Origin of the sequence: Hyunsoonleella ulvae (assembly GCF_016827605.1) — a bacterium.
In the GTDB taxonomy this organism is placed as follows: Bacteria; Bacteroidota; Bacteroidia; order Flavobacteriales; family Flavobacteriaceae; genus Jejuia; species Jejuia ulvae.
This window is the reverse complement of the sequence record NZ_JAEPJQ010000006.1, coordinates 141,421-163,993: the sequence shown is the minus strand read 5'-3', so window position 1 is coordinate 163,993 and position 22,573 is coordinate 141,421. Positions and strand designations below refer to the sequence as shown.

Genomic DNA, 22,573 nt, shown 5'->3' with positions numbered 1-22,573 from the left:
AGGGTATAATTCTACCAATTATCAGTTCTAAATACAGATATGGGTAAACCCGATTTTGTTTTTAGATTACTTTCAAAACAATCTTTAAATCCATACCTTACCGCCACTGGATTTTCTACTTTATCACTATATAAAATTATTCCTTTTTTATCTTTAGAATAAAGCACTTTAGCTGGATAAAATTCTTTATCTGAAGCTGCCACTTCAAATCCTTTTGCGTCTTTATTACCCTCGAAAAGATCATCTTTTTGAAATTTAAATTCTAGAGTTACATATTTGTCTTTAATAGCCATTCGCTTAAACTCTGCACTCTGGTATACTAAGTTTTTTAAACTATACTCTTCAGCTAATGCGATTCGTAATAAGCGTTTGGAAATAATTTCCTTTTTTGAGGGATGGATATCGTTACAATCTCCCGCATCTGTGGTTACTACTATATTTACATTCTTAATATCCTTGGCTATTTTTTGTTGTGCTTCTCGAATTATGTTAGCCTTTTTACCAGAAGAATTCCTATGCTTTGTATAGTTGTACGGTGCAATTTGTACGACATAAAAGGGCAGGTTTTTATCTTGCCATTGCTTTCTCCAAGAGACAATTAAATCTCGCATATAGCCGTAATAAGGCTCTGGTTCATTTCTATTGGATTCCCCCTGGTACCACAAGATACCTTTCACTTTAAAATCTTGAAAAGGATAAATCATCGCATTATACAAAAACGATGGTTTCTTTTGTTTGTTTTGAACTTTTGGGAGAATATTAGAAAACGTAATATCCTTGTATTTAAGCAACACTTCTTTAGGAATCCAACTTTCTATTTTTGTACCACCCCAAGCAGATTCTATAATACCTATAGGGACATTTAGTTTTTCAAATAATTTGGTTCCAAAAATATAGCCAATAGCACTAAATTTTTTAGCGCCGTCTTTATCTGACACACTCCATTTACCATTAACATTAAAACTAGGCGTAACACTAGCTGATCTTGCATTATTATATAATCTGATGTATTTATTATCTGATTTTTGAAGATAGTCTTCTGCATGTAATACTTTAGATTGCCTCAGCCCTTGTAAAGGCATTTCCATATTTGATTGTCCTGAGCAGAACCAAACCTCTCCAATTAAAATATTACGAAGTGTAATAGAAGTACTCCCTTTAATTTGCAATTCTTCTGGATTAAACGAAGCTTTTTTTGTTTTGATTGCGGTTTTCCAAAAGCCATCTGAATTAGCTACTGCTTTAGCTTTTGCATCCCAACTAGAAAGTATCTCTATTTTCGTTCCTGGACTATCTTTACCCCAAATAGAAACATGTTCTTTCTGTTGTAATACCATATTATCCCCAAAAACAGCCGAAATTTCTATCTGACTTTGTAATGATAAAGTACAAAGGATAAAAAATGAAAGCGCTATTTTAATATAGGACAGCATACCTAACCTAATATATTGTTATCCCATTTTACAATTTTATTGTTATACATAGCATCTAAACCCATTTGTACACAAATTGAAGTTTTAGCACCAGTAATTACATTTGACAGTGGATTTGTATTATTGATTATCGCTGTTTTAAAATCCAATAATGCTTGTTTACTTGGATTTAAGTGCTCCAAATTAATACGCATCCCTTTTTCTGCATCCCATTGGGCTGTTGCTCCACTAACACCATCTACATCATCAATTACTCTATTGTCTCGTTTACCCTCTGGATAAAACCATGCATGTTTTGTATCAATTATAATAGTCCCTTTATCTCCTATTACTTTAATTTGATACCCGTCCTTAGCATTATTAGTTAAACATGTAAAAGATGCTTTAACTCCACTTTTGTAACTATATATAAGATGAACATTATCATAAGTTTCTCTGCCATCTTTCCAATAGTTAACGCCTCCAACACCTGTAACTTTTTCAGGTGTTTCATCTAATACCCAATTAGCAAAATCTATTTGATGTGAACACAATTCTGCAAGAAGTCCACCTGAAAACTCTCTATACATTCTCCAGTTAATGGCTCTCTCAAATTTTGGATCAGAAACGGGACGTCTCCAGTTGCCATGTCTGTTCCATTGACATTCAAAAGCTGAAATCCTACCTACTTTTCCATTCTTAATTAAGTCTACCACATGAGTGTACAACCTAGAACTATGATACTGATGACCTGTTTGAAATATGTTATTCGAACTTTCAGCTTTATCCACCAATGCTCCAATACTCTCATATCCTTTTGCTAATGTTTTTTCACAATACACATGTTTTCCAGCGTCAAGCGCATCAATAGCAATTTTAGCATGAGTGCTAAAAGGTGTTGCTACTATTACAGCGTCAATATTCTTATTATCTAAAAGTTTACGATAATCAACATATCCTTTTGAATTTGAGTTTACTCTAGATAATCCTTTTTTTAACCTAAAAGGCAGTACATCGCATAAGCCAACAATGTTTATACCTTCTATTGAATTAATTATAGAACATAAACCAGCACCTCTATTTCCAGTACCAATAACACCAATATTTATGGTATCATTAGCTCCCAAAAAAGATAACGGTTGAGCATACAAATATCCGGCACCAGTGACGCCTAAAGTTGTTAGTCCCGCTTTTTTTATAAACGATCGTCTTTTCAATTTTTATAGTTTTGGTTCCCACCCTGGTTCATAAGCTCTGGACCAAAGTTTCATAGCTTCTCTATCAAAAATCTTTCCAGAATTTTCATCAACATTAAAACCTTTATTAACTCGATAAGAAATATTTGCATAATGTGTCAACATTTGAGAAATAGCTCCTACTTCTATATGTGAATTAAGCTTTTCTTTCCCTCTAATGGCATCAAAAAAGTTAACTACATGCCTCGTAGATAAATCTCCTCCTCCTCCTAGGGCAGTACCACCTTCTTTTCCATCAGATTTATTCTCCTTTATCAGTTTTCCTCTAAGGTCATAAAGTTCATATCCATTTCTGTCTACAATTACAGATCCTTTAGAACCATAAATAATAGTTCCACGTCCTCGTCCGTATTTTGAATATCCATTTCTACTACTCCCATCCCACTGGATCATTTTATTGTCAGCAAATTTATAATTAGCTTCCATGGTATCGTACATCTCCCATCCATCATCAATAAATTGATGTTTTCCTGCAATAACATCCACATATTCTGGATATTTTACATCTAAAGCCCATCTAGCAATGTCCAATTCGTGAGTGGCGTTATTACCCATTTCTGCAGTACCGTAATCCCAACCATACCAATGCCAGTTATAATTCCAAGTATCATGCATATAATCTTTTCGTGGTGCAGGTCCTTGAAATAAGTCCCAATTCAATCCTTCAGGAGGTGCTGATTTTACTGGTTTTGGCACTTTACCACGCCCATTAGTATAAAATGCAATGGCTTTGTAAGCATGCCCAATAATGCCATTATGGATTTCGCTAATAATCTCGATACTTTGTGGAGAAGACCGCTGTTGGTTTCCCATTTGTACCACTTTATTATATTTTTTTTGAGCCTCAACAATAAGTTCACTTTCTCTAGGATTATGACTACAGGGCTTCTCAACATAAACATGTTTTCCTGCTTTCATGGCCATTATAGCACCTGGTGTGTGCCAGTGATCTGGAGTAGCCATAAATATAGCATCAACATCTTTGTCTTCAATAATATTTTGAATATTACCTTCTAATGCTATCTTGTAATCAATCTTTTTTCCAACCTTATTAGCAGCTTTACTCATCTGGCTAGGTAAAACATCACATAGATATTTTAAACGTACATTATTCTCTTTAGAGGCAATACCTCCAATAAATGCACCATATCTTCTACCCAGTCCTTGTATAGCAACATTAATTCTGTCGTTTGCTCCAATAATATTATTGTAACTTTTAGCAGACATAGTATTTACACCTCCCACTACACTGACACCTACACTTGCTAAAGCAGTCTTTTTTATAAAGTCTCTTCGTTTATTTTTCATCCTTCTTATTTTTAGGTGTATGAACTTTAATTTTAATATTCCTAAAGGCTACTCTATCTCCATGATCCTGTAGAAGTATTTGCCCCTTTTCTAATAATCCGAAATTTGGCCATTTAGCATATTTACTTTCTGAAACCAATTTTAAAAACAAATCGCTTCCACGCTCATAATCTAAAACCTTAACGTCATTTACCCAATGTTCTACATGATTATTTATTGATTTAATATATGCTGTATTCCACTCTCCTACTGGGTTAGTGGGTTTATTTGAATCTGCCTTTATTAAATCGTAAAGCGAACAAACCGTTCTACTACCTTCATGAGATCCTCTCTTGGCATCCTCATGTATTTCATCATCCAATATTTGATATTCTAAACCAATTGAAGACCCTGGGCCTTTATTAATTTCAGTATCTACATAATATTTTATGCCACTATTTGCTCCTGGTGTTAACTTAAAATCTACTTGTAATTCAAAATCACTATAATCTTGGGTTGTCACTATATCTCCACCGGCAGCAGATTCTGCACCACCAGATGCTAAAACAATAAGCTCTCCATTTTCTATAACCCAACCTTGTCTTGGGAATTCATCTAATTTTGCTCCACGCCAACCTTTGGTTGTTTTTCCATCCCAAAGCATTTTCCAACCAGACTTCTTCTCGCTATAGGTTAAACTATTTTTAGTGATAACTGGCTCTAAGGGAGATGGCGTGGAATACTTCTCTAAATCTTCAGTTAAAATTTTTGCATTTTTCCACATTACCTGTTTACCTATCTTTTCCTTTTGTCTTATGGAATGTACTTGTAAACCAATAAAGCCAGAGGCTGTTTTATCATCGATTAAATAAGACGCTGGCACTCCATTTATCCAAGTTTTAATAGTATCTGCGATAGCTTCAACACGATAATGATTCCATTCATTTTGTTTAAAAGCTTTTTGCGCCTTGGTGTTATTTTCTAGAGGATGCAGCCATTTACGTCTTTTTTCATCATATATACCTCCACTCCAAGCTCTATTGGAAGGATCTATCTCTATTTGATAACCATGAACTATTCCATCTCTGTAATATGGCAACGTATTGCTTCTTATTTGAATACCAGAATTCATGGTAGAATCTACCTTAAAATCAATCTCAAAAATAAAATCTCCATAGATTTTATCTGTACTTAAAAACGTATTTGGTGTATTTGCAACTGTTGTTCCTATTATAGTCCCATCAACATTATCATAAGTTGCATTACCTCCTTTAATATTCCAACCATCAAGAGTGTTAGCTTGAATTAAATTAACCCATGGTGTCTTCTTTTGCTCTTGTTTACAAGAAGACATGATTCCTGTAAATGCAACAATGGCCATAAAACTTGATATACCTAATTTAAATACTTTCATAAAATTTAATATTATTAAAAAACTTCCCATTATAATACACAAGCAGATAATGGGAAGTATCGACTAACTCAAATACTTATAAATTAAACTAATTAATTTTCTTAAAATTAAATATTCTAATGATTATCCCTATCCTGTCCTGTCCTGAATTTACAAGATAAGTAAATTTTTTATTTACTCTTTTATTATTCATATAGTGCATAAATAAAAAAGGATGAGGTATTTACCTCATCCTTTTCTGTTTCAAATGTCTTATGATAAATTATGGTGTGCCTTCAGTTAATTCTACTGTGAACTCCTCAAATTTAACATCTCTATTTCTAATTACTAGGGTATCTCTAACTGTATGTAATAAATCAACCGTTGTTTGCGAAACTAATTGTCCAAAAACACGTTCTTCTACAACTTGAACATCTCTATACTCATACTCCAAATACATTACATTACGTCTTTCTCCTCCCCATTCATCACCGTCTTCTACCCAACTTCCTGTACCTGTTACAGTGAAATTTTCTCCTTCAACATTTTCAATCGTAATATTGCCACTATTATCAAATGTCATATTTATACTAACCTCGTCATCACTAGGTATATCACCTCTTCTAACACGATTGGTAACCCTGGCAGTATTTCTTCCTGTTGTTGTCACTGGAACAATCTCATCTCGCACAACAAATTCTGCTCTATAAACAGATGTAGTATCAATATTAGTAGTTTCTGTTTCACCAGTTGCAATAGTAACTGTTTCTGAAGTTCCAACAATCCTATCTCCTCCACGGCGTAAATAAACACCTTGATATTCATTCATAAATTTAATACCAAAAAGTGTATAATCTTTGGGTAAGGATACCCAATCCTCATTTATTATCTTTCTTGGGTTATCCACAGCAGGCACTCCTGTTAAAAGAGAATCTAATTCCTCAAAATCTGTAATTCGTAAAGGAATTACATAATGTGTTTCATTTTCTCCAGCGAAAGAAAGCGTATCATTAAAAAATGCCTCTTCCAGTTGAATAGGAATACGACCATTTATAGAACCAGCTGGAATAGTAACAGGACTTTGTTGTTCTATAGTATAATAAGACGAAGGTAATATTTGTACGTTTACAGAATCTGCACCTAATGCAGTTAGATCTATCAATTCTGGAGCTAATTCAAAATGTACTCTCCTATCTGTTTGATTTTCAAATACACCAGACATCACAACACCTATTTCAAACCGGCCATTGTTATCATTATCGTTAAAGCCTAAATCGTACTCACCCAAAACCAAAGTCCTAGCAGGCGTTTGGTATGGAAAGAACACCGAAGTTGAGCCAAAATCATCAGCCACGAATTCTTGATTCTCGCAAGACAATAGACTAAAGGCTATAGCAAATATTATTATTAATTTAATTTTCATGTTTAATATTTTTAATTCTTTAAAAGTATGCAATTATTTTACCAACCCATATTTTGTTCAAGTGCTGGAAATCTCAAGATTTCTGCATTGGGTATAGGCATGTAAGTCGCAAATGATGGGTAATTTCTTATCTCAACAGGGATTCCTAGAGTATAATCGTTTCCATCAAAAAATGCGCCTTCAGCTGTTTCGTTTAAAGGTAAACCCCATCTTCTTAAGTCCCAAAACCTATGTCCTTCAAAACTCAATTCTAAACGTCGTTCATTTCTAATTAATTCCCGCATATCTTCCATTGATGTTATTGATGCTAAATAGCTATCAGGTTGGTCTAGTCCAGCTCTTTCTCTTATTGCTGCAATTACATCTCTAGGTGTCATACCATTTATTTGCTGATCTGGACCACCAATTTCATTAGCAGCTTCAGCAAAAATTAAGAATAACTCTGTATATCTAAAATAAACATTATAATGTCTTTGATTAACTGTAGAACCATCATTATTTAGCCTAACGTCAGGACGTAATGTCTTTTTAAGATAATAACCTGTTTGAGTTGAAAATTCAGGAATAGAATCTAACCTATCAATTCCACCGCCAACACCTGTATTAATAGTTCCGCCACCAAAAGAAGTTCCATTGAGTACTACAAATTTATCTAATCTAGGATCTCTGTTTGCATAAGGATTTTGCGGATCGTAACCATTAGCTGTTGTTGCAGGAAATCCACTTTGCATAGGGAACGCATCAACAAAGTTTTGTGTTGGATTGATAGATCCTCTACCATTTACAGAAGGAGGAAACATATCACGCTCAATTGAAGAGGTTGGAGTATTCTGTATAGAACTTCTCCAAATCATTTCGGCATCATTATTTTCATCATAGTCTACGTAATAATCTACGCCATTAGCCGCTAAACCAGAAACACCTCCAATAGTATTTAACAGTTCACTAGCATCTGTTGCCGCCATATTATAATATCCTTGATCATTTAAGAATGAGGGACTAGCAGCAAAAAGAGCTAAACGCGCCTTTAAAGCTCGTACTATTCTTCCAGACATTCTTAAATCATACAAAGATCCATTAACTACATCATAATTATTAAAGTCGAAACCTGCATATAGCGGGTCTACATCCCCAGCACTTAGTCCATAATCAGTTGGTAACAATGCAAGTGCTGCATCAAAATCAGCCATAATAGCTTCTACTGTGGCTTGAAACGACAAACGAGGTAAGTTAAAATCTCCATCAGCCTCTATAAACTCTGTGATATAGGGCACACCCAATAATTCTCCTGAAGTACCAATACCTGCATGAGCTTGTAATGCATAGAAATGATGCAAGCCTCTTAAAGCTAGCGCTTCTCCTTCCATACGCAAATAAAACATCTCATTTATCTCTTCATCTTGAGACCATACTATTTCTCCAGCTTCAATAACTTCCAAAAATTTATTTAGCCATAATACACTTTCAAAATTATTCCAACGTGCTAACGGGTTATTAAACTGTGAGTTTAACTCCCCAAGAGCCATACGTTTAAAGCTATTACTTAATTGATTAGTTACTGCATCATCAGTTGCAGCTTCACTGAATGAAAACTGACTTGTTAAACGTGAATAACCATTTAACAATAAACCTTCTGCAGATGCAGGGTCACTACTTACAAAGTCAAAGTCTAATCTATTTTCATCAATAGGCTCTAAAATAGTATCACAACTAATTATGCTTATCAAAACAAACATAATTGTTATATATTTTGTTATATTTTTCATTTTATATATCTAATTTTTTATTTTATTAAAATGACATTCTTACACCTAATGTATAGCTTCTAGCCTGAGGATTTCCACCAATACTAAGTTGACGAATGTCTCGGTTTTCAGATATTTCAAAAAGATTAGTCCCTTGAAAATTCACACTAAAATCTTCAACACCTATCTTGTCACACAAGGCATCCGTAAATTCGTATGTTAACTGAGCACGGTTGATTCTGAAAAAACTGTTATCAAATAACCAAAACGTAGACTGTCTAAAGTTATTTTGATTGTCTCCTGATGATAGTCTTGGAAATGTTGCCGTACTTGCTGTTTCTGGTGTCCAGCGACCTAACACTACTTCAGAGTATTTATCAGTACCATTAGGGGCATAATAGTTATTAAAAGTACTAAACAACTTACTACTAACTCCACCTGTTTGTCCTGTACCTAACACAAATAAATTAAATCTTTTATATTTTAAATTTAAATTGATTCCATAGGTCCAAGGACTAAAAGATTCCCCAATCGCTACTTGGTCATCTTGATCAATAACACCATCATTATTTTGATCCGCATACCTTATATCTCCTGGCTGTACTGCACCAAAATTTGGTATTGGCAAACCGTCATTCAAAACTAGATCACCTTCAGTATTGGTTGTAAAATCAGATTCTGAATAGAAACCTAAGTCTTGTAATCCAAATATTGAGGATAAATCAAGTCCTTGTGTATTTTGATACTCAAACTCGTTAGTCTCAGATCGTTTTAATGCTTCTCTTTGTGTATATAGAACGTTAGCTCCGATACCAAATGAAAAATCATTAAAGGTTTTGTTGAAGTTAAGCCCTAATTCTAGCCCAGTATGTAAATTCGCATTAAAATTATTTAATGGTCTAAAATCCTGATAATATGATGGATATTGATCTGCTAAAACCACCAATTGTTTATCAAGCTCTGTTCTAAAATAATTAGCTTCTATCCAAAGTGAATTCATTAAATAAGTTTCTAAGCCAACATTTAAATCAATACGCTCTTCATAACCTAAGTTAAGGTTCTCCCCTTGAGAAATACCTTGTCTAGCATTTGAAAACGTATTATCAGCCCAAGAAAAACCAGGAGCAGCAAAATAGTTTTCATCATATAAAAAGTAACCAAGCCTTTGGTCTGTTTTTATGATACCTCCAGAAGCTTTTAACTTTAAATAATTTACAAAATTAGAATCTTTCAAGAATGATTCATTACTTAAAATATAACCTAAGCCAATTGTTGGAGAGAAACCACCTCTATTTCCTTCAGGTAATTTTATGGAGTGCACATAAGAACCAGAAAAATCAACAAAAAGGTTTTTCTTATAATCATAAGTCATTTGAAATCCTATATGGGAATCTCTATCAGTTTGAATTCTCCCAGATGCTTTCTGTGAATTATAGTACCCCAAAAAGGTTGTATTTATAGAGTGATTAGTAGCAAACGTTTTTTCATAATTTATTAAAGCGTATGCCCCTAATCTGGATAAAAACCCATTAGAATTTACATTCTCTCTAAGGTCTCTTTCATCTACACCGAAAGCTTCCAAAGGCTCAGATAATGGATCAGTACTGTTTAAAAACCTAGTTATATCATAAACTCTAAAATCATTTTCTATTGATATAGTAAATTGATCGTAAAAATCAAAACTTAAATACGTTTTAGCAGATAATCCTTCAGTAATTCCAGAAAGATCAAAATTTATAGCGTTATTAATTTGGGTAACACGAAATCTTCTATCTTGGTATCCACCTGCTATTGCAAGTGCTAAAGGCGCATTATCTTGAATTTGTTGAGCAGTACCTAATAAGTTACCATTAAAAACATTAGCACCAGCTAATAAAGTTGCTAGCTCTGGATTGTTAGTTGTGTCAATGCTACTTACAGGAACTAAAGGTGCATAATCAAAAGGCAAAAATGTAGTTGCCGCACTTAATATGTTAGCTCTAGAACTTTTATTAGTACCTATGATTGCAACACCATCTATACTACTGGTAATCCAATCGTTAACTTTAAAATCTATATTACCTCTAACATTAAAACGATTGTTACCTGCATTTATATCTTCGTTAATATCCACCCAATTCTCTCCATAAATCCAACCTACATTGACATAATATCTTGATTTATCAGTACCTCCAGAAAACTCTGAAACAACATTAGTACTATTAACAAATGGTTGTACAAATTCATACAAGTCAACATCTGGATACTGTATGGGGTTAGTACCACTTCTGGTGTTTTGGATTTGATCTACTCCAAATAAAGGATCTAAACCATCGTTTGCTCTAGCCTCATTACGAAGTATCATAAAGTTTGCTGCATCTAAATAATTAGGTAATGCTATAGGTCGACTAAAACCAGAACGTACATTAACATTTACCTCTTTTTGGTTAGTTTTACCTCGCTTTGTATTAATAACAATAACACCATTTCTACCTTGACTCCCATACAATGCCACAGCATTTGCATCTTTTAGAACGGTTATTTGCTCTACCTCTTCCATGTTTATAAGATCAATACTACGTCCAAAAACACCATCAATTACGATAAGTGCACCTCCTAAACCTCTAATATTTGTTGAACCTATTACACCAGGTGTTAATCCAGTAATATAATTTCTTACAGACTGCGTATTATCATACGTTAAACGGTCTCTAGTATTTGTTGATGATATAGCTCCTACAATGTCTCGCTTATCTTTAGTAGCAACCCCCATATTTATTTCATCATCTTCTGAAGCTAAGAATTCTGATTTTACTAGAGTAATATTACCTGTAATATTAGACAAGCTAACAAGCTGCGATTCGTAGCCTTTTTTCTTTATAACTACCGCTTCATCATCAGGTAAAGTAATATTAAATAGACCAGCACTATTAGTGGATGCGCGAGAACCCTTAGGACCGTAAATATTAACTTCACTTAAGGGGTTTCCTTGTTCATCAACTACGGTTCCTGATACCTCGGTTCCGCCCGATTGAGCTGTTGCCATACCACAAAAGCATAACATGGTAAGGCATACGAGAGTATAAAACCTATATATTTTATTTATCTTCATTTTGTTTTCTTTAGTATTTAGTATTAGTTAAAACGAGTTTATAATTGTTTTACCAACCTGGGTTTTGAGGAAAGCCTTCATAAAACTGTGTTTGATTAGGTTCAAATGGTAACCAGTAATGTTTAGGATACTCACACACTCTGTCTACAAGTACAGCTTCTTCAAAGAAGGTCCAATCCTGATCAAAATTAAATTTTGTCTTAATTCTATATTTATCTTCATGCGCAACTCCCCAACGGCGTATATCAACCCATCTATGCGCTTCCCAGGATAATTCTACAGATCTTTCACGTCTTAACTCATCCATGAACTTATTATTATCTGCAACTATAGCAGGATGTACATTAGGCACCCCAGCTCTGGCTCTAAATATATTGATAACGTCTTCTGCAGTCAATGAGAAAGAGCTAGGGGCCGTTGTAGCTCCTCTAGCAACATGAAGTGCTTCTGCATACATAAGATATACATCTGTTAGTCTCATGTGAAGGCGTATGCCTGTAAAATTTCTGATAATATTATTTCCAGTTTGTGAATGGTATTGGCCATCAACTTCTGGATAAAATTTCTTAAACATGTAACCTGAAAAGGAATAATTATTTCTATCCCGATGCGCACCAGGATTACCACTTGCATCAACTGAATATAATTTTAAAGTTCTGTTTACAGCTGGTATACCTGCTCTTGTACCAAGAGTATCTCTATCAGCAAATATCCATGCGTAAAAACGAGGGTCGCGATTATCAAATGGTCTTAAAGGATTATAAGTTGGTGTACCATATACCCCACTTATATCATCTTGTATGGATAACCCATTAGCCATTCCAAAATTATTGTGTATAAAATTATGGGTTGCACTTGTACATTGTGTACCTCCAGATGCAATAGGTCTTGGTATACCAGTAGACATAAAACTCATAGTTGAGCCAACATGCGATCCTGCAGAACCCGCAAAAATTAACTCTTTGGCCTCTGGCACTAATGCTGGCCAAGTGTTTCTAGGCGTCTCCCACAACACTTTTTTATAATCTTCCATGTTAGCAGCCAAACTATACTCACCCGCTTGTGCCAGTTTAAGTACTTCAGCAAATGCATCAACAGCCATATCAGCTAATTCAGTGTCATACGTATACGTATTGATTCCAGGTTGATTATTAAAAAACATTAATGGACTCGCAGCCAATAATAAATTTTTACCTTGAAATGCATAAGCGGCACCTTTTGTTAACCTACCGGCATTCTGACCTCGAGTAATTTGTCCATAAGGCTCATTATCCCAATTAACAGGTAATAACTCTGCGGCCTTTTTGTAATCTTCATTTATTGATAAAGCTACTTCTCTATAAGTTTCGGGTCGTGGTATATCAATTGATCCTGTGAATACTTCTTGGATATGTGGAAAACGTCCCCAAAACTTCATAACTTCATTGTGAAAGAACGCTCTAAAAAAATAAGCTTGACCAAGAACAACATCCTTTTCGGCCTGAGTTAGTCCAACCATTAAATCTTCGTTAGCAATTACAACATTGGCTTTACGAATACCTAGCATACTAGCTCTCCACACTTTTGGCCTACCTCTACCTTGTTCTTCATTAGTACTACCGGCAGGTCCATTATTTAGATTTGTTTGAAACCTATTATTTTTATGTAAGTAGCTTAAGCTATTTCCATCCCAACGATCTAGTTCTCCTCTATCTATCTGAGTACTATACTTAAAAGTTTGGGTATTGTAACCATCATCTCCATATATATAATCTTGAAAGGACCAACCATTTGTTCCGTAATCAACTACCAAGTTATACATCTCTTCTACAAAACCTTGTGTCGTTTGAAAAGTTCCAAATACATCTTCTCTTTCAATTTGAGCCTCTAAAGGTATGTCTAAATAATCCTCACAGGCTAACGATAATACGAGCCCTAGGGTTAAAACTATTTTTAATACACTATTTTTCATAATTCTATTTTTTTAAAAATCTAAATTAAAACCGAAGTTAAATCGAGCCAAATTAGGATAATCCCCTCTAAATCTAGAATCATCAGTTAGACTACTGTTAAATTCTCTATCATCTGGTAAGTCTGTCCATAAAAACAAGTTATTACCATTAGCAAAAATACTTAACCCTTTAACCCCTAATTTCTCGCAAGTTTCCTTAGGTACAGTATAATTTAAAGCAATAGCTCTTAGTCTCGTTAAAGAACCAGACCAAAAGTTTCGTCTGGGATCACTAGCGCCTTGATCAAAAGAAAAGGTTGGCTGCGTTCGTGTACCTGTTGGATTATCCTTTGTCCAATACCCTAACTCGTGCGCAAAAAATGTATCTGTTTGATTCGTAAACGTTCTACTAAGATAATCTCTATTAGAATTTTGAGCACCATAAAATTGTACAGACAATTTCCATCCTTTATATTGAGCACCTACAGTAGCAGCCCATGTTCTTTGTGGTCTCGTTGGAAAACCAAACGGAATATTATCAAAATTAGCGTTATAAACACCATCGCCATCATAATCATGTAAATTATAGTATCCAGTACGTATAAAATCTTGCCCGTTAACTCTAGGTGTAGAACTATAAAGATCATCTAAACTAGCAAGTATATTACCAGGGATGGCAGATCTTGGTTGACCGATAGGATAACCTGCTGCTTTTTGCCAAAATGGGCGAAATTCAGGATCTTCTCTATCTATTACTAAATCTTTTGCTTGCGTATAATTAACATTACCAAAAATATTTAATCCGTTACCAAAGGTATGATTTGCAGATAACACAAGTTCAAAACCTCTTACCTCTACTTTCCCTCTGTTAAAGGCTGGAGGTCTAGCACCAAACCATTCTGGTACAGCTCTATCATCACTTTGTATCAAAATATCACTTCGATTTTCTCCATAAAAATCAAACTCTGCACTAATTGCGTTTTTAAACAAACCTATTTCTGCACCAAAATTATATTTTATGGCAGTTTCCCATTGAAGGTTGGGGTTACCAACATTGTCTTCTGTGTAAAATACATATCGCTCTCTTACATTAGATTGCTCGGGATTGATAAATGCGCCTCCTCCAATACTAAAGGTTGGTAGATATTCGAATCTTTCTCCTGCTTGATCATCACCAATTAAACCATAAGATCCTCTAATTTTAAGCTTATTTACCCAATCAACTTTCTCCATAAATACCTCATTAGATACCGTCCAACCTGCTCCAACTGCAGGAAAAAGATCGAAACGGAAGCCTGGACCATACTTTTCAGATCCGTTATATGCGCCACTAATATCCAAGAAATATCTCTTATCGTAATCGTAAGTTACCCTTGATGCCCAATCTTCACGGAGTGTTAAAAAACCACTACCTCTACCACGCTCTTGACGTCTTGCCAATAACAACCCTGTAACTGTGTGTTTTTTTGCAAAAGTATTACTATAATTAAAAGAAAAATCATATAATAAATTACGAACAATAGTCCCGTTTTGAATTGCTTCAGGTTCAAGTCGCCATGGAAATGGTACAAAATCAAAGTCATTTACACCATCTGGAGATTCAATAATCTCATTTAAAAAGCGGTCATAAATACGATATGTTACATTTTCCTGTCCATCACGGTTAGGATCCAGAAGTCGCTGTCTACTTTGAGAACTATTATCTAATGAAAAACGCCCTTGAACCGACAAGCCTTTCGTAATAAAATCTAATTTTTGCTTTAAAATAAAATCAGTGTTGATTTGAAAAGTTCTTGTAGTTGTATAACCTGTATTTGTTAGGGTTACTAGAGGGTTTGTATTTGCAAAAACATCTTGAACATCCCTACCAAATGCACCATCAGGAAAAACAGGAGTATAAGCATTTGCAGCAAGCTCGTAAATTGAATTGGTTACTAAATTTAAGCTACCTGGTGTTTGTTGAATAGCATAAAACCCTCCTAAATTTACTGAAAATTCAGTAGTATTTGTAATATCAAAGTCTATATTACTACGAAAGTTAAACCTGTCGTAACTAAATTCACTTTCATAACCTTTACCATTATCAAAACTAGCCCCATCAAAAATATCAGATACTTTTTGATATGCTAAACTACCAAAATATCTAGATTTGTCACCACCTCCACGTACAGATAAATTAACACGATAATCTTGCGCCATATCTTTCAAAAGCACATCTTCCCAATCTACATTAGGAAACAATAGCCTCTCCTCTTCATTTGCAGGGTTTCTATAATTATCAGCAATCTCTATTGGTCTAAATGCAAGCCAAGAAGCTTCCTCATGAGGAAGTTCTCGTAATATGGACGAGTTAGCTTCTAAAATAGCACTATAAGCATCTAACTTTTCTGGTAATCTAGATACTGTTTTTAAAGTTGTATTGGCTTGTAACGACAACTGCGCTTTACCTTTCTTTCCTCTTTTTGTAGTAATTAAAATAACACCATTTGCACCTTGTACACCAAAAACTGCTGTAGCAGATGCATCTTTTAAAACCGAGAGGTTTTCAATATCATTAAAATCAATATTATCTAAAGGCCTAGGAACACCATCTACAAGAATTAGAGGACCACCTGTACCGTTAAATGTTGCAAGACCACGAACAAAAATTTGTACATCGTTACGTCCAGGTACACCACTACCTTGTATTGTGGTAACTCCAGGTAAATTACCTTGAAGTGCCTCAGCTACATTTGTGATACCTGAAGTTAATTCCTGTAAATCTTCTCCTTTTATTTGAGTAATGGCTGCTACTACACTTTCTTTCTTTTGAGTACCATAACCTACTACTACTACTTCATCTAAACCTTCAACATCGTCTTCTAAAACAACATTAACGCTAGTCTTCCCACTAACGTCAACCTCCTGTGTTTTGTAACCAATGTAAGAAAAGACTAATATTTTACTTCCAGCCCGGAGAACTATATTATATTCTCCATCAAAATCGGTAACAGCTCCATTATTTGTACCTTTTTGAAGAACGTTTACCCCGGGAATTGGAAATCCGTCAGGACCACTAACTGTTCCTGAAACCCTTTCCTGAGTTTGAGCACTAATACTTACGTTACTAGAAAATAACAGCATAAGCATCAACACAAACCCAAAGACTGGGGATTGCCTTTTAAATTTTTGTTTCATTTTGAGTTTAAGTTTTAACATTTAAATTGTTTTATTTAGTTTGTATATCTAAGTACTGAATGAAGTGACTTTAGTCTTAAATATATGTTAACAATTTTACAACATATTAGCAGTTTAACTATCCTGTACTATACTGTAACGTTGGGTATTTGGGTAATAACGCCGTTTTAAGAACTCTAAATTAAAAGTAAGAAATTATTTATAATAATACCATTTATGAGACTAAATTTTACTTTTATTTACACAACCCTCTATACATTTTGAATGTTCTGAGTTGAAGTTTTGTTATTTTTAGACAGAGAATAAATTAATCCCATTATAATATTTGTTTAAATATTATAATGGGATTAATTATTGAAATTTATATAGATAAAACTCTACTTATTTATAAGAATTAGCAGACTTAAAGTACTTTAACATAAGTAAGCTCAGAATAGAGAGTGAAAAGTACAGCCTACAGACTTGGTTAGATAATTACAACTCAAATAATCCAGGTAACCACATAGAAATTTCTGGAATATATGTTATTAAAAACAGAACTATTACCATAATTAGTAAAAATGGTAATAACGGTTTCACAACTTGAGATACCGAAACCTTGGCTATACCACTTCCCACAAAAAGTATAGTTCCCACTGGTGGCGTACATAAGCCAATACATAAATTAAGCACCAAAACAATACCAAAATGTACCGGATCCATGCCCAATGCCATAACCACTGGTAAGAAAATAGGCGTAAATATTAACACTGCTGGAGTCATATCCATAAAAGTTCCTATAACTAATAATGTTAAATTGATAACAAGAAATATAGCAAACTTACTACTAAATTGTTCTAATAAGAAGTTACTCATTAACGCAGGAATACTTTCAAATGAAAACAACCAACTCATTGCCATAGATGTACAAATTAAAAACATTACTACTGCGGTAGTCTTGGCACTATTCAATAATATATTAGGAAAACTTTTTAAAGTCACATCTTTATAAATAAGTGCAAGTATGGCTGCGTATAAAACTGCTATCACTGAAGCTTCTGTAGCTGTAAAAACACCTGCCACAATACCCCCTACAACAATAACAAGCATTAATAAACTAAAGAATGCTTTTCTGAAATGGCTCCATACCTCTCTTAATGTAGCACGTTGGCCTTTTGCAAATTTACGTTTTATGGCTACAAAAACGATATATCCAATAAGCGCTAAACCTAACAAAATCCCCGGCAGGTAACCAGCAATGAATAAAGCCGCTACAGAGGCAGTACCTCCACTAGCTAAAGCATAAACTATTAAAATATTACTTGGTGGAATTAACAATCCTGTTGTTGATGATGTAATATTTACTGAAGCGCTAAATTCTCTTGGATAGCCTTCTTCTTCCATCCTATCGGTCATGATACTACCAATAGCTGAAGTAGCTGCAATTGCACTTCCTGAAATAGCTCCAAACAACATAGAAGCCAATACATTTACGTAGGCCAAACCTCCTGGTAAGCTAGCTACCAACGATTTTGCAAAATTAATGAGTCTATTGGCGATACCGCCTTGTTTCATGATTTCTCCCGCTAACACAAAAAACGGAATTGCTAAAAGCGCAAAACTATCTATGCCCGTTGTCATTCGTTGGGCAATAGTAGTAAGACCTGGTAGCTTATCTATATTTAATAACAAACTAAGTGTTGTTGAAATACCAATGCTGTACGCCACTGGCACTTTAAGCATTAAAAGCACAAAAAAACTAGCAAACAGAACTATTATACTTATTACTTCTATACTCATGATTAGTCGGTTAATTGGTTTTTAGAAATTTGTGTTATATGGATAATTGAAAACCACATAATTAGTAAACCACTAAATGGTAAAATGGCATAAATATATCCTAGAGGGATGCGCAACGTCCCTGATAATTGTCCTAAATGCAACGTGGTATATACAAGGTTTAAACCTCCTATTACCATAACAATTAATGCAAACAAAAAGATAAATACTTCTATGAGGATGGATACTTTCTTTTTCGTCTTGTCTGAAAATTTCCTGTAAAGAAAATCCATTGATAAATGCTCTCTTTTAGCATTTAGGTATGCTGCGCCTAAAATAGACATCCAGATTAATGAAAACCTAGCCAACTCTTCTGTCCATGAAAACGAAGCTTTTAATACGTATCTTGAAAACACTTGAAACAACACATCAAAAACCAGAAGCGTGAATATGATAATCAAGAATACTTCCATAAACTTGACTACTTTACTAAATATAGATGTAGACGTGCTCATATTTTAATTAGATTTTATATCCTTAACCAGTTGAATTAGCTCTGGATGTTCTTTTTTAAACTCTTCCAAGACTGATTTTGACTTTTCTGCAAATAAAGATTTTTCAGGAATTATAATCTCCACACCAGCTTCTCTAGCTATTTTCATACTTTCATCAACCGATGCTTTCCAGAACTGTTTTTGAGCTTGAGCAGACTCATTAGCTGCGTCTTGCACCCAAGTTTTCTCTTGATCGGATAATTTTTCCCATTGTTTTGTCCCTATCAATAAAACATCTGGCACTGAGGAATGTTCGTCCAGTGTATAGTACTTACTAATTTCGTAATGATTGGATGACACAAATGATGGCGGATTATTTTCGGCTCCGTCTACAACACCTTGTTGTATTGCCGTATACAACTCACCATAAGCCATTGGTGTGGCTGCACCTCCCAATGAGTTTACCATATTTATAGCCATTTGATTGTTCATAACACGAATTTTTAACCCTTTTAAATCCTCAGGGGTTCTTACCGCTTTGTTAGAAGTGTAAAAACTTCTACTTCCTGCATCATAATAACATAAACCACGTAGCCAAAATTTCTCCCCTTTTTCTAATATGGATTTACCAACTGGCCCTTCTAAAATATCAAACATATGTTGTTTATCTCTAAACAGATACGGAATTCCCAACACATGGTATTCTGGCACAAAATTAGATAATGTTGCCGCACTTACTTTAGTAATAGCCACGCTACCAATTTGTAACAGTTCTAAAACTTCTCGCTCTGAACCTAATTGTGCATCAGGAAATATTTTAATTGTTAGCTCGCCATTAGATTTCTTATTTAATATCTTTTGGAATTCTACAATCCCTTTATGAACAGGATGTGTTTGAGGCAAGGTATGGGCCAGATAGAGTACCTTTTTGTTTTCATCCTTCTTACAGGATAAAACCACTAAAAAAAGTAAACAGATTGCAAGTGTTTTTCTCATGTCTTATTTATTTTCGGTAATTACTAAAACCGAAGTAGTTTTTTGCATTGTAATAACATATATCCTGTACCATCTTTCCTAAAAATTCCAAATCGTTAGGTATGAGTCCTTGTTTGACATCTTCGCCAAGAATATTACACAAGATACGTCTAAAATACTCATGTCTAGGAAAAGATAAAAAGCTTCGACTATCGGTTAGCATTCCTACAAATCGACTTAACAACCCCATATTAGATAAACAGTTGATCTGTTTTTCCATGCCGTCTTTTTGATCTAAAAACCACCAGCCAGACCCCCATTGCATTTTTCCTGGTGTACCCCCTTCACTATAATTGCCCATCATGGTAGCAAACACTTCATTTTGCGAAGGGTTTAAATTATATGAAATTGTTTTTGCTAATTGATTTGTGCTATCTAATCTATTAAATAATTTAGACATAGACTTAGCCGCTGGAAAATCCCCAATAGAATCTACACCCGCATCTAAACCTATTTGGTTTAATAACCTATCATTATTATTTCTTATGGCTCCCACATGAAACTGTTGTGTCCATCCCTTAGCATGGTACATTTTACATAACTTATCCAAAACACATGATGCGTATAGCTTAACATCATCTTTTGAAATTTTATTTCCTGATAGTCGTTTCTTAAATATGGTATCTGCTTCTGCTTCTGTAAAATCTGCTGCATATATTTCTTCCATCCCATAATCAGACAAACGGCAACCTGCTGCATCAAAATACGAAACCCTATTTTCTATAGCTTTTAATAAATCATCTAATGACTCTATGGAAAACCCAACACACCCCGATAATTTACTTATGTAGGCACTAAAGTTTTCTTTTTCTATAAATAATAACGCATCTGGTCTGAACGTTGGAAACACCTTAGTATAAAACCCTTTTTCTGATATTTCTTTATGATATCTTAAATCATCAATAGGATCATCTGTAGTACAGATTACTTCAACTTTCATATCTTCCAAAAGCTGAGCTGGTGTTTTATTTTCTAGAACTGCATTTGCTGTTTCATAAATAGTCTCTGCTGTGTTTGGTTGCAGCACATCATCTATCCCAAAATAACGTTCAAGCTCTAAATGTGTCCAATGAAACAAAGGATTTCTTAAGGTATAAGGAACAGTTTCTGCCCATTTTAAAAACTTTTCTTTTTTTGAAGTAGCAGAACCTGTGATAAAAATTTCTTCGACACCATTGGCTCGCATTGCCCTCCACTTATAATGATCTCCTTCTAACCATGCATCCGTAATATTTTTAACAGGCTGGTTTTCTGCAATTTTTTGTGGTGATAAATGATTGTGATAATCTATAATTGGTAAATCTTTAGCATACTCATGATACAGTTGTACTGCAATATCTGATTGTAATATAAAATTATCTGTTATAAATTTAGTTGATTTCATTTAGTGCTTTATTTCAAGGTAACCACCAACGGGTTATTTGCTTTTTTTGCAAATGTTTCTAAATAATTATTCCATGTTGCTTCGGTAGTAAACTCTTTTGCTTTTTTCCAACCAAATCCAGCGTAGTAAACTACTTTACCTTCATCTATTTTTATGTTTGCATATAAGTTGCTCCAATCTTTAACTGGAGTATCAAACAATTCTGAAGATATCATATTTCCATTAGGTACAACTATCGCTGTCCCTAATTCAGAATCGCCATGTGGCTCCCAGTAAGAAATGTAGCCTGCCTTGGTGTTTTGAGTATCATTACCATCTTTTTCATGCAGTGTTAACCCCGCATAAATAGTTTCAACACCGGATAGTTCTACCTCAAATTTAGATAAATTACTTCCATAATCTAAAGAAATATGCTTGGTCTCTGAAATAGGACTACCATTCGCATTCCAATTAGCATATTCTAATATAAAGCTTGTACGTATTGGTCCAGTTGCAATGGTTGTCCATTTTGTGAAATTCTTAGACACATAATAAGTGGTGTCTATTTTTGCTGCCAAACCACCTACGCCTCTACTTACACCTACATGAAAGTTATCTAAACCTTCTCCTATATCATAATGGTAAGCTCCTAATTTTTCATCATTACGCTTGTACCATTTATTGATTATAGGATACTCTACACGTTTTAACCAAGCATCAATACCACTAGAAAGCGTACCTCCTTTAACACCATCTTCCTTCATTTTTTGCGCTACAGGCCCAAAGGTTCTAAATGCCACCTTATTGTTTTCCCACGCGTAATCATCAGTACGTTCTGGTACAAATCTAGAATAACAATATTCTTTTACATCTGGTCTGGATGATGCTTCAACTTGTAATAGTTTAAATCTTTTTTCTGAATTGGCATCAATGTCTGTTTGAAACAATAACGCATCAGCACTCCCATCTTGATCTTCATCAATGAGCTGGGAAACTAACACATTACCTGTTTCAACATCTACAACTCCAATACCCTCAATACTTTCATCTTGCGATAAAATTATATCAGATACATTAATCTCAACAGTTTCAAAACTCCGTGATATATCTAAAGTGTTCTTTACAGTTACAATCTGTCCCGACTCGCTTTTACAATTAAAAAACGCTAAGCAAAGTGTAAGTAATGCGAATATTGGTGTTGTTTTCATA

At 34.3% G+C, this 22,573-nt stretch carries 14 protein-coding genes; all 14 read right to left on the bottom strand.

Annotated elements, in window-relative coordinates; all coding sequences use genetic code 11:
- Positions 1-11: 11 nt before the first annotated feature.
- On the bottom strand, positions 12-1,433 hold the full coding sequence (locus JS605_RS14870) for a sialate O-acetylesterase (protein ID WP_203258514.1): 1,422 nt from the start codon (positions 1,431-1,433) through the stop codon (positions 12-14).
- Between the two features lie 2 nt (positions 1,434-1,435).
- Positions 1,436-2,629 carry a Gfo/Idh/MocA family protein gene (locus JS605_RS14865; protein ID WP_203258513.1) on the bottom strand — a complete coding sequence of 398 codons (1,194 nt, stop codon included), beginning with the start codon at positions 2,627-2,629 and terminating at the stop codon, positions 1,436-1,438.
- A gap of 3 nt (positions 2,630-2,632) precedes the next feature.
- Entirely contained in the window at positions 2,633-3,976 is a 1,344-nt protein-coding gene (locus JS605_RS14860; RefSeq protein ID WP_203258512.1) for a Gfo/Idh/MocA family protein, read from the bottom strand.
- Complete coding sequence (locus JS605_RS14855) at positions 3,966-5,369, bottom strand: 3-keto-disaccharide hydrolase (protein ID WP_203258511.1); 1,404 nt, start codon at positions 5,367-5,369, stop codon at positions 3,966-3,968. The genes JS605_RS14860 and JS605_RS14855 overlap by 11 nt, the downstream gene beginning before the upstream one ends.
- 262 nt (positions 5,370-5,631) lie before the next feature.
- A complete protein-coding gene (locus JS605_RS14850) occupies positions 5,632-6,771 on the bottom strand; it encodes a DUF5627 domain-containing protein (protein ID WP_203258510.1) in 1,140 nt (379 codons plus the stop codon).
- A gap of 38 nt (positions 6,772-6,809) precedes the next feature.
- Complete coding sequence (locus JS605_RS14845) at positions 6,810-8,537, bottom strand: RagB/SusD family nutrient uptake outer membrane protein (protein WP_203258509.1); 1,728 nt, start codon at positions 8,535-8,537, stop codon at positions 6,810-6,812.
- Between the two features lie 25 nt (positions 8,538-8,562).
- On the bottom strand, positions 8,563-11,607 hold the full coding sequence (locus JS605_RS14840; RefSeq protein WP_203258508.1) for a SusC/RagA family TonB-linked outer membrane protein: 3,045 nt from the start codon (positions 11,605-11,607) through the stop codon (positions 8,563-8,565).
- Positions 11,608-11,656: 49 nt separating this feature from the next.
- A complete protein-coding gene (locus tag JS605_RS14835) occupies positions 11,657-13,558 on the bottom strand; it encodes a RagB/SusD family nutrient uptake outer membrane protein (RefSeq protein ID WP_203258507.1) in 1,902 nt (633 codons plus the stop codon).
- A 12-nt stretch (positions 13,559-13,570) separates the two neighbouring features.
- Positions 13,571-16,714 (bottom strand): SusC/RagA family TonB-linked outer membrane protein, encoded by a 3,144-nt coding sequence (locus tag JS605_RS14830; RefSeq protein WP_203258506.1) that lies wholly within the window; start codon positions 16,712-16,714, stop codon positions 13,571-13,573.
- A gap of 474 nt (positions 16,715-17,188) precedes the next feature.
- Positions 17,189-18,493 carry a TRAP transporter large permease gene (locus tag JS605_RS14825; protein ID WP_203258505.1) on the bottom strand — a complete coding sequence of 435 codons (1,305 nt, stop codon included), beginning with the start codon at positions 18,491-18,493 and terminating at the stop codon, positions 17,189-17,191.
- Between the two features lie 2 nt (positions 18,494-18,495).
- Positions 18,496-18,987 carry a TRAP transporter small permease gene (locus tag JS605_RS14820; RefSeq protein ID WP_203258504.1) on the bottom strand — a complete coding sequence of 164 codons (492 nt, stop codon included), beginning with the start codon at positions 18,985-18,987 and terminating at the stop codon, positions 18,496-18,498.
- A gap of 3 nt (positions 18,988-18,990) precedes the next feature.
- Positions 18,991-19,962 (bottom strand): TRAP transporter substrate-binding protein, encoded by a 972-nt coding sequence (locus tag JS605_RS14815; protein WP_203258503.1) that lies wholly within the window; start codon positions 19,960-19,962, stop codon positions 18,991-18,993.
- A 7-nt stretch (positions 19,963-19,969) separates the two neighbouring features.
- On the bottom strand, positions 19,970-21,385 hold the full coding sequence (gene uxaC / locus JS605_RS14810; protein WP_203258502.1) for a glucuronate isomerase: 1,416 nt from the start codon (positions 21,383-21,385) through the stop codon (positions 19,970-19,972).
- 8 nt (positions 21,386-21,393) lie between these two features.
- Positions 21,394-22,572 carry a DUF4861 family protein gene (locus JS605_RS14805; protein WP_203258501.1) on the bottom strand — a complete coding sequence of 393 codons (1,179 nt, stop codon included), beginning with the start codon at positions 22,570-22,572 and terminating at the stop codon, positions 21,394-21,396.
- Position 22,573 lies beyond the last annotated feature (1 nt).